Origin of the sequence: Salinicola corii (genome assembly GCF_008298015.1) — a bacterium.
In the GTDB taxonomy this organism is placed as follows: Bacteria; Pseudomonadota; Gammaproteobacteria; order Pseudomonadales; family Halomonadaceae; genus Salinicola; species Salinicola corii.
The window spans coordinates 24,670-38,245 of sequence record NZ_VTPX01000012.1 but is presented as its reverse complement, the minus strand read 5'-3'; the positions used below and the strand labels follow the sequence as shown (position 1 = coordinate 38,245).

9 protein-coding genes are annotated in these 13,576 nt (G+C 67.1%); 4 read left to right on the top strand and 5 right to left on the bottom strand.

Annotated features, from left to right (window positions below):
- The first annotated feature begins 12 nt into the window (after positions 1-12).
- The 4 genes from F0A16_RS17520 (at position 13) to F0A16_RS17505 (ending at position 5,965) form a co-directional block, all read left to right on the top strand.
- Positions 13-1,566, top strand: coding sequence for a glucosyltransferase domain-containing protein (locus F0A16_RS17520; protein ID WP_149436663.1), 1,554 nt, complete (start codon positions 13-15; stop codon positions 1,564-1,566).
- Between the two features lie 216 nt (positions 1,567-1,782).
- Positions 1,783-3,378 (top strand): solute:sodium symporter family transporter, encoded by a 1,596-nt coding sequence (locus F0A16_RS17515; protein WP_149436662.1) that lies wholly within the window; start codon positions 1,783-1,785, stop codon positions 3,376-3,378.
- Between the two features lie 158 nt (positions 3,379-3,536).
- Positions 3,537-4,928, top strand: a complete 1,392-nt coding sequence (locus tag F0A16_RS17510) for a YcjX family GTP-binding protein (RefSeq protein WP_149436661.1) — start codon at positions 3,537-3,539, stop codon at positions 4,926-4,928.
- Positions 4,925-5,965, top strand: coding sequence for a YcjF family protein (locus tag F0A16_RS17505; RefSeq protein ID WP_149436660.1), 1,041 nt, complete (start codon positions 4,925-4,927; stop codon positions 5,963-5,965). The genes F0A16_RS17510 and F0A16_RS17505 overlap by 4 nt, the downstream gene beginning before the upstream one ends.
- A gap of 17 nt (positions 5,966-5,982) precedes the next feature.
- Here F0A16_RS17505 and F0A16_RS17500 read toward each other — a convergent pair whose 3' ends face one another.
- From F0A16_RS17500 to nagA, 5 genes are all read right to left on the bottom strand, one after another.
- Complete coding sequence (locus F0A16_RS17500) at positions 5,983-6,783, bottom strand: Cof-type HAD-IIB family hydrolase (RefSeq protein WP_149436659.1); 801 nt, start codon at positions 6,781-6,783, stop codon at positions 5,983-5,985.
- Positions 6,784-6,968: 185 nt separating this feature from the next.
- Positions 6,969-8,654, bottom strand: coding sequence for an N-acetylglucosamine-specific PTS transporter subunit IIBC (nagE, locus tag F0A16_RS17495; protein ID WP_149436658.1), 1,686 nt, complete (start codon positions 8,652-8,654; stop codon positions 6,969-6,971).
- A 9-nt stretch (positions 8,655-8,663) separates the two neighbouring features.
- Positions 8,664-11,294 carry a glucose PTS transporter subunit IIA gene (locus tag F0A16_RS17490; RefSeq protein ID WP_149436657.1) on the bottom strand — a complete coding sequence of 877 codons (2,631 nt, stop codon included), beginning with the start codon at positions 11,292-11,294 and terminating at the stop codon, positions 8,664-8,666.
- A gap of 102 nt (positions 11,295-11,396) precedes the next feature.
- Complete coding sequence (locus tag F0A16_RS17485) at positions 11,397-12,416, bottom strand: SIS domain-containing protein (RefSeq protein ID WP_223119818.1); 1,020 nt, start codon at positions 12,414-12,416, stop codon at positions 11,397-11,399.
- Entirely contained in the window at positions 12,407-13,576 is a 1,170-nt protein-coding gene (nagA, locus tag F0A16_RS17480) for an N-acetylglucosamine-6-phosphate deacetylase (protein ID WP_149436656.1), read from the bottom strand. Before nagA ends, F0A16_RS17485 begins: the two co-directional genes overlap by 10 nt.

Here is a 13,576-nt window from a genome sequence, read left to right as displayed (position 1 = left end):
TGAGATCGCTGCATGCCCATGGATTCGCACTTCGATCGAGGGGCCGCGACGACCGGGTTACGTTGGCTGGGCATGATGGCGTATCTCGTCATTTTCAGCTACCCCCTGATCCAGGCCGACCGACTCTACCGGGACGACATCTGGCGCAGTTTCCATGGCGAGATGGGCTGGGTTTCCAACGGTCGTCCGCTGTCCAGTCTCGTCACCCTGCTGCTCAATGGCAATCCACGCCTCGCCGATCTCACTCCACTGCCTCTATGGCTGGGACTGGCCGCCGTCGCCGCGGCCATTCTGTTGTGGCGACGCCGTCTGCTGGCATTCGACACCGGTCACGCCTGGCTTGCGATGCTGATTCTCGTCGCACAGCCATTTTTTCTACAAAACCTCTCCTATCATTTCGATGCGCTTCCCATGGCGCTCTCTCTCGCCTGCGCCATCGCCGGTATCGCCTGGGCGCTGGATCCGCGCCAACATCGACACTGGCAGGCACGCTTCCGCTGGCTGGCCGGAGGCGCCGGCGTTCTGGCGTCACTGTTATTCTATCAGCCAGCTGCCAATGTCTACTTCGTGCTGCTCGCCTTCCACGTCGCCTTGAGTATCTCCCTGCGAGGTCGCCCCGACTGGTCCCGGCATCTGGGAGCACTGACCATAGGCTTGATGGCACTGGTGATTTCGAAGGTCGTTTCCGCGTGGTTGATTGACGGCGATTACAGCATCAAGCACAGCCAACTGGCTCCGCTCGATCAGCTACCCGGTCACCTGATCGATCAGACGTGGAAATTTTGGCGCTACGCAGCAACCACTCTCGGCACCCCGACATGGTGGCTCGTCATGGCGCTGGCTGCCGTGACCGTGATGACGCTATGGATCGCGGCATGGCGCCATCGAAATCTGGCGGGCCTGGCCGTCATGGCCCTGGTCACGATCAGCCTGCCACTGGGCGGGCTCGGCTTTCTGTCCGCGCTGTCCGACCCGATCTGGCGGCCGCGAGTGATGATGGGCTTCGGCGCGGTCTATGCCGGACTGCTCTTCTGCGTGCTGCAGTGGCTCGGGCGCTCCCGCTGGCCGCTGTTCAACCAGTCCACGATTGGCTGGCCGCTGCTGGTGGTCGCGCTCGGCACGCCCCTCACCCTGACCTACGCCTACGGCAATGCGCAAAGGCAGCAAGCGCTTCTCGCCGATCACGTTGCCATGACGCTGATCGACGATCTCGCCGTGCAGCCTTCGGCCGCGCCATTGCTCATCGACGGGACGCTGCCCTACGCCCGGGCAACCCGCAACGCGATCGCCGCGTACCCGATGATAGCCGAGCTGATCCAGCCCTATCTCGACAACGACTACTGGTGGGGCTACCAGGAGCTCTACCGCAGAGGTCTGTCCTCGGGCTTCGAATTCAGCAGCAACACGGCACTGCGGACGGATTTCGAGTCCCGGTGCGGGAGTCTCGCCCCCCTGGTGCGGCGGGCCTGGTACACGCTCTACCGATTCGAGGGACACTACGTGGTTTCTCTCGAACCGCACTGTCATCGAAGCCTGACGACCAGCGAACTCCCCATCGACGACTGAGCGCGACGCCCGGCCTTGCCATCACGATGCGGGGTTCTCCGGCGACATATCGTTCCGGTGCCATGACCCACACGCCAAACGCCTACACATTGATCAGGCTATGTCAGACAAATGGAGAATGGCGCTTTGTCGCCCGGTGCCCAACACTTCCCGGGTAACGTGGCGACAGCTCCCTTTTCGAGCCGCCACTGGGATGCATTCAACCAGGACACCTCTATGCATGCATGGACTCTGATCTCGTTCCTCTTCTTTACGGGATTGGTCGCCTTGATTACGTGGCGTATCACTCACCGTGACGATCTCAGCAATACGCGGGGCTACTTTCTCGCCGGTCGCAGCCTGAGCTTTCCGCTGATCGCGGGCTCGCTACTGATGACCAACCTCTCGACGGAGCAGATGGTCGGGTTGAATGGCGCGGCCTTCTCCGACGGGTTGAGCGTCATGGCCTGGGAAGTCGTTGCCGTTGTCGCCCTGGTGCTGCTGGCGCTGTTCTTTCTGCCTCGCTTCCTGCGCAGCGGCATCGCCACCGTTCCACAACTGTTGCAGGCGCGGTTTGGCCCGACGACGCAACTGATCTGCAACGTCATCTTCCTGGTCGCCTACGCGGTCATTCTGTTGCCGATCATTCTCTACTCCGGCGCCGTCGGTCTTCAGGGCATGCTGGATCTGCCGGTACTGACGGGCATCGAGTCCAGCACCACGCTGCTGTGGCTGACGGTCTGGGGTGTCGGCATCATCGGCGCGATCTACGCCCTGTTCGGCGGGCTGCGAACGGTCGCCGTCTCCGACACCATCAATGCCATCGGCCTGCTGGTCGGCGGTTTTCTGATCGTTTATCTCGGTCTCAATGCCGCAGGAGACGGCAACGGTATCGCCGCCGGTTGGCAGGCCATCCAGCAGGCCCAGCCAGAACGCCTCAACTCCCTGGGTCGCCCGGATCAGCAGGTTCCCTGGCCGACACTGTTTACCGGCGTTTTCCTGATCAACCTGTTCTACTGGTCCACCAACCAGCAGATCATTCAGCGTACCTTTGCCGCCAGGAGCCTTTCCGAAGGCCAGAAAGGCGTCCTGCTGACCGGTTTCCTCAAGCTCCTCGGACCGCTCTACCTGGTGCTGCCAGGCATCATCGCCTACCAGCTCTACGCCGATGAGGGCATCGCCGGCGACCAGGCCTATGGCTACCTGGTCTTCCATCTGCTGCCGCCCTGGCTGACCGGCTTCTTTGCCGCCGTCATGGTCGGTGCGATCCTGTCGTCGTTCAATTCGGCCCTGAACAGCACCACGACACTGTTCAGCCTGGGTATCTACAAAGGGATATTCAAGAAGGAAGCGAGCGAGCAGCAAGTGGTCAACGCCGGCAAGATCTTCGGTTGGGTCATGGCCGTCGCGGCCATGGTGATCGCCCCGCTGCTGGCCGGCCAGGACAGTCTTTTCGACTACCTGCAAACGATGAATGCGATCTACTTCATCCCAATCCTGGCGGTGGTGATCGTGGGCCTGCTGACCAAGCGGGTGCCGGAGTCCGCTGCCATCTTCGGGCTGGTCGGCGGCATCGTGCTGATTGCGGCCGGCTACTTCGTACCGCCGTTCAATGGCATCCTGGAGATCACCAACCAGTATCACTTCGTGGCCGGCGTCTTTGTGGTGCTGGTGCTCGGCATGCTACTGATCGGCAAGATCGCGCCGCGCCGCGAGGCCTGGGTGCACGAGGACGTCAAGGCGGTCGATCTCACGCCCTGGAAGGGGGCGGTACCGATAGCGATCGTGCTGCTGATTCTGGTCTTCGCGATCTACTTCGCCTTCGCTGGTTGACGCGACCGGGGTCGAACCACAACCCGACGACGCCTCGCCTCTGGTGCGAGGCGTCGTCGTTTTCGGCTCTCGTCAGCGGCCGCCCTCCCTGCCCGGGGTTCCCTGACGGCCGCCGTTATCGTTTACCATGCGGACTGGTTTCTTCGGAAATAGAGGCGATGGCCCGACACCTGACTCACGAACTTCGGAATCTGCTCGATCGCGGCCGGGACCGCCAACTACGACTGGCGGTCACCGGGCTCTCCCGCGCCGGCAAGACGGCGTTTTTGACGTCGCTGGTCAACCAGTTGCGCCATGCCGGGATCGATGCACGTCTCGACTTGCTCAAGTCCGCCCGCGAGGAGCGCCTGCTCGGCGCGCAGCGGATCTCGCAGCCGGATCTCGGGATACCTCGCTTTCCCTACGACGAAGCGATCGCCGCGCTCGAATCGACGCCGCCACGCTGGCCCGAGCCAACGCGCGGCATCAGCGAACTGCGCCTGCAGTTGCGCTACAAGACCCGGCGCGCAAGAGGCCTGCTGGGCGACACGGCGACGCTGACGCTGGACCTGATCGACTACCCTGGCGAGTGGCTGCTGGATCTGCCGCTGCTCGAGCACGATTTTCTCAGCTGGAGTGAAAGCCAGCTCCGACGAACGGGGCCGGAGCGCCGGCAGCATGCCGAAGCCTGGCGCGCGGCGCTCGACCGGCATCGCCCCGACGAGGAAGTGGACGAATCCCGCCTGGCCGAACTCGCCGAGCACTACGCGGCCTCGCTGCGCAGCGCGCGGGAAGCCGGCTTCTCCCACCTGCAGCCGGGCCGCTTCCTGCTCCCAGGCGACCTGCAGGGAGCCCCGGTGCTGCAGTTCTTTCCGCTACCGGGCGTCGGGGAGTCTGATCGCCAGACACTCGAGACGCTACCCGCCGACAGCCTTTACCAGACGCTGAAAAAGCGCTTTCGCTTCTATCAGCAGCATGTGGTCAAACCCTTCTACCGCGAGCATTTCCGCCGCTTCGACCGCCAGATCGTGCTGGTCGACGTGCTTGGCGCGCTCAACGCCGGTCCGGAGCGCTTCGAGGATCTCTCCGACGCGCTGGCGACCCTGATGCGGAGCTTCGACTACGGCAAGCGCAGCCTGATGAACCGGCTGTTCTCGCCGCGCATCGACCGCCTGGCGATCGCCGCCACCAAGGCGGATCACGTCACTCCGGACCAGCATGCCAACCTGGTGGCGCTGCTCGAATCGCTGCTGGCCGAACCGATCAAGGACCTGCGCTACGCGGACGTGCCGGTGCGGGCGTTCTCCCTGGCCTCGATACGCGCCACCGAGACCCGGGAAATAGAGAGCGACGGCAAGCGACAGCCGGCACTTCGCGGCCACGGTCTCGACGGAGAGCCTGTGCTGATCTACCCCGGCGACGTCCCCGACAGACTCCCCGAGAACGCGTTCTGGCAACGCCAGGGGTTCGACTTCACCGCCTTTCGACCGGCGCCCTGCCGGTCCCAGGCGCTACCTCACATCCGCATGGATGCCGCCCTGGAGTGGCTGATGGGAGACAAACTGCGATGAGCGATCCTCGGCCCGGACAGCGCTTCAGCCTCGACGATGCCCCCGCCCCCGGGGAGCCCACCACGCTTCAGGGCGCGCGGCACTATCTGCCCACCCAGGCGAGCGACCCCTACCACCAGGACGAGATCCCCGACTCCCCCGCCATCGATGCCGCGATCGCGCCACCGCGCAAACGGCGCTGGGGCTTGATGATCGTCCTCGGCGGCGCGCTGGGCCTCGGCACCCTGGAGGCCGCCCAGACGCTCTACCTCTCGACGCTCGGCGGCGACTGGCTCGCCGGCGCCTGGAGTCTGATTGGCCTGACTGCCGTTGGCCTGGGCGCCCGGGCGCTGTTCGGCGAACTCTGGCGGCTGCGCAAGCTGCGCCGGCACGCTCGCCTGCGCCGGCAACTGGACGAGGAGTGGGTCGACGACGCCCCGGCCACCCACACGGACCCGCTGACCCTGGCCGGAGAGCTGCGCGAGCAGATGGGCCTGCCCAGGGACCACCCCCAGTGGCAATCCTTTCTCGACGCTCATCAGTCGCATCACACCGCCCAGGAGACCCGCCAGCTGATCGCCCACTATCTCCTGCATCCGCGCGACCGGGCGGCACGACGGCTGGTGACCCGGATGTCCGGGGAGACCGCCGTGATGGTCGCGGTCAGCCCGTTGACGCTGGTCGACATGTCCCTGATGGCCTGGCGCAACATCGCCATGCTCGACCGCATCGCCGCGCTCTACGGCCTGCAGCTCGGCTATGCCAGCCGCCTGCGACTGTTCCGGGAAGTCCTGCGCAACATGGCTTTCGCCGGTGCCAGCGAGATGGTCAGCGACGCCGGCATGGACCTGCTGTCGATGAACCTGGCGGCCAAGCTGTCCACCCGCGCCGGGCAGGGCCTCGGTGCCGGACTGCTGACCGCGCGCCTGGGGCTGCGTGCCATGCGCACGATTCGACCGATCGCGTTCGAGGGGGACGAACAGCCACGGCTGGCCGACCTCCGCCGCGAGGTCTGGCAGCAGCTGCGCAGGCTGGACGATCGCGCGGAGCCGCGCTGAAGCCCGCCGTCGCGCCCTCACTCGAGCGCGAAGAACTCCCGCAGGGCATGCGCCACCGCAGACTCGTGGTGGGCGCCGATGGTCTTCGCCCGTGGCAGTTGTCCGATGACGTCGGGATGAGCGTTGGAGACCACGTAGGCGTGACCCGCCAGTGTCAGCATCTCGACGTCGTTGAAGTTGTCACCGAACGCCAGCGTTCTCTCGGTAGGGAGATCGAGCGCCCTGAGCGCCCGGCTCAGGGCCGTCGCCTTGTTCACACCCCGCTGCATGATCTCGAGAGAGTTGGCCGCCGAATAGGTGATGTGCAGCGCCTCGCCGTGGCGCTCCCGCAGGGTGCGCTCCAGCGGCTTCAGCAGCGCCGGCTCGCCGATGTAGAGCACCTTGCCGACGTGTTCGCTGTCCAGATCGGCCATCTCGTCGACCTGGTAGGTGAAGCCGGTCATCGCATGCAGCGGTAGCAGCTCGGGCGCTTCGGCATCGATCAACCAGCGGTCGCGAGTGTAGAGATTGAGCCTGACCGATGATGGTCGCGGCAGATCCACCAGCGCCCTGACCAGCTCGGTGGGCACCAGCGTGTCGCTGACGACACGATCGCCGGCGTCGTGCACATGGGCACCGTTGCTGCTGATGATCCACGCGGGAATGTCCAGTTGGCGCCGGATCGCTGCGATATCCTGGTAGTGACGTCCGGAGGCCAGTGCAATCACGTGGCCCCGAGCCGACAGCGCCTGCAGGGTGTCGCGGGTCAGGGCATCGATGCGATGCTCGGCATTCAACAGCGTGTTGTCGAGATCGCTGGCGATCAGGTACTGGGACATGGAGTCTCCTCGGGTCGGCGGCATGGGGCTTCGACAAGCGCCGGCTGCGGGGCGCTGTCGATAGCAGCTTCGAGCTTCGGGCGAACGGTGTCAAAGGCCGAACGCAAAGCGCCAACCGCCGATTCGGCGACTGGCGCGATGCCCTGTACGGAAAACGTCCCGCCCGGGCCTGGACGGGCCTCCCGTCAGGCAGGCTTGGTATCGATGCCGTTGGCTATCGCCCCCGCCTGGCGCCCCAGCACCAGATGGACGACACCGTTCTCCAGGTCCTGGATACCGGCGGCGCCCAGCCCCGCCAGCGCAGACTCGTCCACTTTCCCGCGATCCCCCAGCTCCAGCCGCAGGCGGGTGGTGGCCACCGCGGCGACGTGGCGAATGTTCTCGGCGCCACCCAGCGCCGCCATCCACGCCTGGCGCGACGCCTCGTCGAGCCGGGCATCGGTCGGTACCGTATCGTCCCCGACCGCCGGCGCCGTCTCCAGCGTCTTGCCGTGATCGCGTACCGCCACTCGGATGTCGTCGGCCACGGCATCGGCGATCGGCCCCAGGATCACCTGCAGGCCACCACCGCGCAGATGCAGAATGCCGCGGGCCCCCAGCGCCTTGAGCGCTGGCTCGTCGATCGCGGCATCGTCTTGCATCACCAGCCGCAGCCGGGTAGTACAGGCGCCGACGCTAACCATGTTGGCCGCCCCGCCCAGCGCGGTCACGAAGGCGGGCCCGCGCTCGCCGGCGTCGTGGCTGACGCTCGTCGTCGCCAGTTCCGGCTCGCGCCCGGGGGTCGGCAGGTCGAAACGCACGATCGCCCAGCGAAAGATGCCGTAATAGAGCGCGAAGTAGCAGAGTCCCACCGGGATCATCATCCAGCCGTTGGTCGAGAGGCCATAGGAGAGCGCGTAGTCGAACGCCCCGGCGGAGAAGGTGAACCCCAGCTTGACATCGAGCATGTTCATCAACGCCATCGAGATACCGGTGAGAACCGCATGCATCGCGTACAGGGCGGGCGCCAGGAACATGAACGAGAACTCGATCGGCTCGGTCACGCCGGTCAGGAAGGCGGTCAAGGCCAGAGACAGCAGCAGGCCGCCGACCTGAGCCCGGCGGGAGCGAGGCGCGGCGTGGTACATCGCCAGCGCGGCGGCGGGCAGGCCGAACATCATCACCGGGAAGAAGCCGGTCATGAAGCTGCCCGCGGTCGGATCGCCGGCGAAGAAGCGGTTGAGATCGCCGGTGACGCCGTCGAAACTGCCGAAGACGAACCACACGAAGCTGTTGAGCACGTGGTGCAGCCCGGTCACGATCAGAATCCGGTTGAGCACGCCGTAGACGAACAGGCCCAGATCGCCGGCGTCGATCAGCCACTGCCCCAGTTGATCGATGCCCTGCTGGATCGGCGGCCAGATCAGACCGAAGAGGCCGCCCAGCACGACGGCGGAGAGCCCGGTGACGATGGGAATGAAGCGCCGCCCGCCGAAGAAGGCCAGATAGTCCGGCAACTTGATCGCCTTGTAGCGGTTGTAGAGCACGCCGGCCACGCTGCCGATGATGATGCCCGACAGCACGCCCATGTTGATGTCGGGGTTCAGCGTCTCCAGCACCGCGTTGAGCACCAGGTAGCCGATCACCCCCGCCAGCCCGGCCGCACCGTTGTCGTCATCGGCGAAGCCGACCGCCACGCCGATGGCGAAGATCAGCGCCAGGTTGGAGAAGATCGCATTGCCCGCGTTGGCGACGAAGCCGATGTCGAGCAGGTCGGGCTGGCCCAGGCGCAGCAGCAGCCCTGCCACCGGCAGCACCGCGATCGGCAGCATCAGCGAGCGTCCGAGTTTCTGCAGACCGGCCATGAGCCGGGAACCGAAGGTGGTGGTCATGACGAGTCCTCAGGATCTTGTTGTCGTGTCGGTGGAGGTCGTGGCGTCGCCGGAGGCGGGTGTCGCCGCTTCGGCGGACGATGCCAGCATCGTTGCCAGTGCCTCTCTCACCGCGGCCGCATCGTCCAGTGCCAGCAGCGCCGGGAGCTGCGCCGCCAACGCTTCGGCGTCCAGCCTGCGCAGCGTCGCCTTGACCACCGCCACCCGCGCCGGTTCGACGGAGAGTTCGTCGACGCCCATGGCGGCCAGCAACGCCCCCGCCAGCGGATCACCTGCCGCGGTGCCGCAGACCGCCACCGGGCATCGACCGCCGGCGCCCTCGAGACACAGGGCGATCAGACGTAGCACCCCCGGATGCAGCACATCGCTGCGCGCCGCCAGCGATGCGACTTCACGATCCATCGCCAGGGCGTACTGGGTCAGGTCGTTGGTGCCGATGGAGAGGAAATCCGCCTCGCCGGCGAGAGTACCGGCACAGAGCGCCGCCGTCGGCACTTCCACCATGGCGCCGAGCGACGGCAGCCGTTCGATGCCGAGCGCGGCAGCCCTCGTCGCCAACCGCCGGCGCACCCAGCGCAGCTCGCCGACGTCCGCGATCATCGGCACCATCAGTCGTAGTCTCGTCAGGCCATCCTCGCAGACCGGCAGCCCGCGACCCGCTTCCAGCAACGCATCCAGTTGGGTGTCGAACATCTCGGGATGCGCTTGCCACAGTCTCGCGCCACGTTCCCCCAGCGCCGGGTTGGGCGTCGCGGGAAGCGCCAGGTAGGGAAGTTGCTTGTCGGCCCCGATATCCAGCAGCCGGACGACCACCGGTCTTCCCGCCATCGCCTCGACGGCGGCGCGATACTCGGCCTGCTGCTCGGCAAGGTCCGGCGCGGTCTGCCGCGCCAGGAACAGGAATTCGCTGCGCATCAGCCCGACCCCGTCGGCACCGGCGTCCAGGGCACCTTGCGCCTCCGCGCCGGAGGCGATATTGGCGGCGACATGAAGATGGCGCCCGTCGCGCATCGTCACCGGCTCGAAGGCGACGGCCAGGTCGGCCTCGGAGCGCTGGCGCTGGCGCGCCTGCTCGGCCTCGACCGCCGCCAGGCGCCGCTCGTCGGGGGCCAGCTCCAGCCGCCCCCGGTCGGCATCGAGGCAGACCCGCTCGCCGCTGGCCTCCAGCAGGGCATCCCCCATCGCCACCAGACAGGGCAACCCTCGTGTCCGAGCCAGAATCGAGACGTGGGAGGTCGAGCCGCCGCCCGCCAGGCACAGCCCGCCGATCTGCCCCGCGACCTCGACGAACTGCGAGGGGGCCATTTCCCGCGCGACCAGGATCGCCCCTTCGAGTCCGGTGGTGGCGACGGCGTCGTGGGTAGCGAAGCGCTGCATGACCTGACGCTGCAGATCGTGGAGATCGTCGGCCCGACCGGCCAGCAACGCGTTGCCGCTGCCACGCAGGCGCTGGATCTCGGTCTCGAGGGCCAGGTACCAGGCGCGTCCGGCGCTGGCGCCCTCCGCGATCTTCGATTCCGCCGACGCCCGCAGATCGGGGTCGTCCAGCCAGGCCCGGTGCGCCTCGAAGATATCCGCCTCGGCCTGCTGTCCACGCGACCCGGCCGCGCGCATCGACCGTTCCAGGTCGGCATCCACCTCGGCCACGGCAGCGGCCAGCGCCCTTCGCTCCCGTTCGGGGTCGTCGGCGGTGTCGGCAACGCGGGGTAGTGCGGCCCGGTAGCGGACCAGCGGGCCGACAGCCAGGCCCGGGCTCGCCGACAGACCGTTCAACGTGCCCGGCGTCGCCTCCGCGGCGGGTGCGACGCTCGGGCCGGCGCAAACATCGGCCCGACCGGCATCGTGCTCGGGCGTCTCCAGCAGCATGACGGCCGCGTCGACCGCGGCCTGGGCCGCCGCTCCGCGAGCCGTGACCAGAACCCGGTCGCCCCGGATCAGGCCCAGGTTGAGCAACGCGCTCAGGCTGGCGACGCTCGCGCCGTCGACGTCGGATCGGTCTTTACCGGCCTCGTCGTCTCGCCCCAGCCTCAGTTCGACGTCGTGCTTCTGGGCGATCGACCTTAGCCTCGACGCCGGGCGGGCATGCAGGCCGTGGGCGGCAGCGATCGTTGCCTCTCCGCGGGCGGACGCCTGGGTGGAGACCTCCCGACCGGCGATCTCCGCCGCCGGGACCGGTGCCTGCCACTGCAGCAGCACCTCGCCCTTGTCGACGATCGTCCCCGGCTTGACCAGCGTCTCCAAGGCGAGGTCGGAGGCGTTGGTCACCACGATCGGCGTGACCAGGGCCTTGGCACGCCGGGACAGCCCGTCGACATCGAACCGGCACAGCGGATCGCCGACGGAGACACGATCGCCGGTCGCGACCAGCAGCTCGAATCCCTCTCCGCCCAGGTCGACGGTATCGATGCCGATGTGCAACAGCCATTCATGGCCGTGATCGTCGCGCAGCGTGAGCGCATGTGCGGTCCGCGCGCACTGGATGACCTCGCCGTCGAATGGCGCATGCAGCGTCTCGTCCAACGGGTCGATGGCGACCCCTGGCCCCAGGGCGCCTTCAGCGAAGGCCGGATCCGGCACTTCGCCGAGTGGAACCACCACCCCGCGCAGCGGGGCGCAGAGAAACCGTGATGTGGATGACATGAAGACTCCCGACTTGTTGTTGTTCCAATCCCGACCGATTCGCCACGTGCTGCTATTCAGGTCAGGCGGCGATTCGCGGCAACGCAAGACATCACCGACGACTCACAGCGTTCGCGTCACCTTCTGCAGGTGACGAGGCTGATCCGGATCGCCACCACGGGCGACGGCCAGCCTGGCCGCCATCACGTAGAAGCTCTGGATCACCGACAGCGGCTGCAGGTCGTCATGACCGGCATCGACCAGCGTCAACTGGCGCGACCCGACGCTCTCGTCGGCGGCCAGCAGCACCCTGGCGCCGATGCTCTCCAGCCACTCGGCCAGCTCCAGCAACCCGGGCTGGTCCGGCCCCGGTGGCGCGAGGACCAGGACCGGATAGCCCGGGCCGATCAGCGCCATCGGCCCGTGACGAACCTCGGCGGCACTGAACGGCTCGGCCTGGATGGCGCAGGTCTCCTTGAACTTGAGCGCGGCCTCCTGGGCCACGGCAAGGCCTACGCCGCGGCCGATGACCAGCAGCCTGTCGACATCGACCAGCGCATCCACCGCCGGCTGCCACTCCTGCTGCGCCGCCGTCTCGAGCGCTGACGGCAGCGCTTTCAACGCCGCCAGCAGTGTGTCGTCTTCCGCCCAGGCCCCGATCAGGTGCGCACAGGCGGCCAGCGTGGCCAGATAGCTCTTGGTGGCGGCGACGCTCTTCTCGACGCCGGCGTGTAGCGCGATCTCGTGCTCCGAAGTCTCGCCCAACAGCGAGTGCGGCGTGTTGACCAGCGCCACGCTGAACGCACCGCCATCAACCAGGGCCCGCTGGGTCGCGATGAGATCGGGGCTGGCGCCGGACTGCGAGATCGCCACCGCCAGTTGCCCACGAACCCGCCACGGCGTGTCGGCGACGGTGGTCAACGAGGGCGGCACCGAGGCCATCGGCAGACCCAGGTGTTTCATGCCGAGATAGGCGAAGTAGGCAGCAGCGTGGTCGGAGCTGCCGCGGGCCACCGTTAGCGCGCCATGCAGGTCCGCCCCGCGCAGGGACCTGCCGAGTTCGGAAAGGATGGCGGCGTTGGCCTGCCATTGGGATCGCAGGCAATTCGGGGCGCTCTGCGCCTCTTGAAGCATCAACGACATCGGTGTTTCTCCTGCGACGCGCCGGCCGCCTGGGGTGTGGTCGATACGTTCGGGGTCGACGAGCCGCGATGGACCTGATCGCCTCCGACGTAGACGGCATCGATCTCGAGGTGGGCATCCATGACCACGACATCGGCCCGACAGCCGATCTCGATCCGTCCGATCTCTCTCTCACCGAGGAAATCGGCGGGATACTGCGACAATCGCCGAGAGGCGTCGTCCAGCTCGAGACCGATCTGGACCAGATTGCGCAACGCCTGGTCCATGGTCAGCGTGCTGCCCGCCAGCGTGCCGTCGGCCAGGCGGACGCCGCCCAGGCACTTGGTGACGTGCTGCTCACCGAGACGGTACTCGCCATCGGGCATGCCGGCGGCGGCCGTGGAATCGGTCACGCCGAAGAGATGGGGAATGCAGCGCAGTGCCGTACGAATGGCGCCAGGATGCACGTGCAGCAGATCGGGGATGATTTCGGCATAGTCGGCGTGCGCTAGTGCCGCCCCGACCATGCCGGGCTTGCGATGGTGGAGCCCGGTCATGGCATTGAACAGATGGGTGAAGCCGTGGGCGCCATGCTCGAGTCCGGCCACGCCCTCCTCGTAGCTGCCCAGGGTATGGCCCATCTGCACGCGGACACCGCGCTCGCGCAGTTGACCAATGAGCGCGGCATGGCCCGAAAGCTCGGGTGCCAGCGTCAGCAGCCGGATCGGCGCCAGTTCCATCAGCGCCTCGACGTCCGCGATCGCGCCGGGGTGGGCATACGGGGGCTGCGCGCCCAGCTTGCCGGGATTGAGATAGGGTCCCTCGAGATGGACGCCCAGCAGCCGCGCCGCCCCGGCTGGCGGTCGATCCATGGTGCGGGCGATGTCCCGTAGCGCCTGACGAATATCGGGCAGCGGTGCCGTCATGGTGGTCACCAGCAGGCTGGTGGTGCCGAAACGGACATGGGTTCGCGCCATGGTCGCCGCTGCATCGCCCCCCTCCATGGCGTCCGCCCCGCCGCCGCCGTGCACGTGCAGGTCGACGAACCCCGGCAGCAGCCGGGGATGCGCGTTAGTCGTGGGATCGACCGGCTCCCCACCGATGGCGACTATCCGGCCATCGCGCCACTCCAGCGTGCCCAGTCGCCATCCCCGGGGGGTCAGAATGTTGCCGTAGAGCAT

What these genes read in the sequence shown, in the direction of transcription:
- F0A16_RS17520 (WP_149436663.1), top strand. Translation starts at nt 13, where the DNA reads ATGCCCATGGATTCGCACTTCGATCGAGGGGCCGCGACGACCGGGTTA.
- F0A16_RS17515 (WP_149436662.1), top strand. Translation starts at nt 1,783, where the DNA reads ATGCATGCATGGACTCTGATCTCGTTCCTCTTCTTTACGGGATTGGTC.
- F0A16_RS17510 (WP_149436661.1), top strand. Translation starts at nt 3,537, where the DNA reads ATGGCCCGACACCTGACTCACGAACTTCGGAATCTGCTCGATCGCGGC.
- F0A16_RS17505 (WP_149436660.1), top strand. Translation starts at nt 4,925, where the DNA reads ATGAGCGATCCTCGGCCCGGACAGCGCTTCAGCCTCGACGATGCCCCC.
- F0A16_RS17500 (WP_149436659.1), bottom strand. Translation starts at nt 6,783, where the DNA reads ATGTCCCAGTACCTGATCGCCAGCGATCTCGACAACACGCTGTTGAAT.
- nagE (WP_149436658.1), bottom strand. Translation starts at nt 8,654, where the DNA reads ATGACCACCACCTTCGGTTCCCGGCTCATGGCCGGTCTGCAGAAACTC.
- F0A16_RS17490 (WP_149436657.1), bottom strand. Translation starts at nt 11,294, where the DNA reads ATGTCATCCACATCACGGTTTCTCTGCGCCCCGCTGCGCGGGGTGGTG.
- F0A16_RS17485 (WP_223119818.1), bottom strand. Translation starts at nt 12,416, where the DNA reads ATGTCGTTGATGCTTCAAGAGGCGCAGAGCGCCCCGAATTGCCTGCGA.
- nagA (WP_149436656.1), bottom strand. Translation starts at nt 13,576, where the DNA reads ATGCTCTACGGCAACATTCTGACCCCCCGGGGATGGCGACTGGGCACG.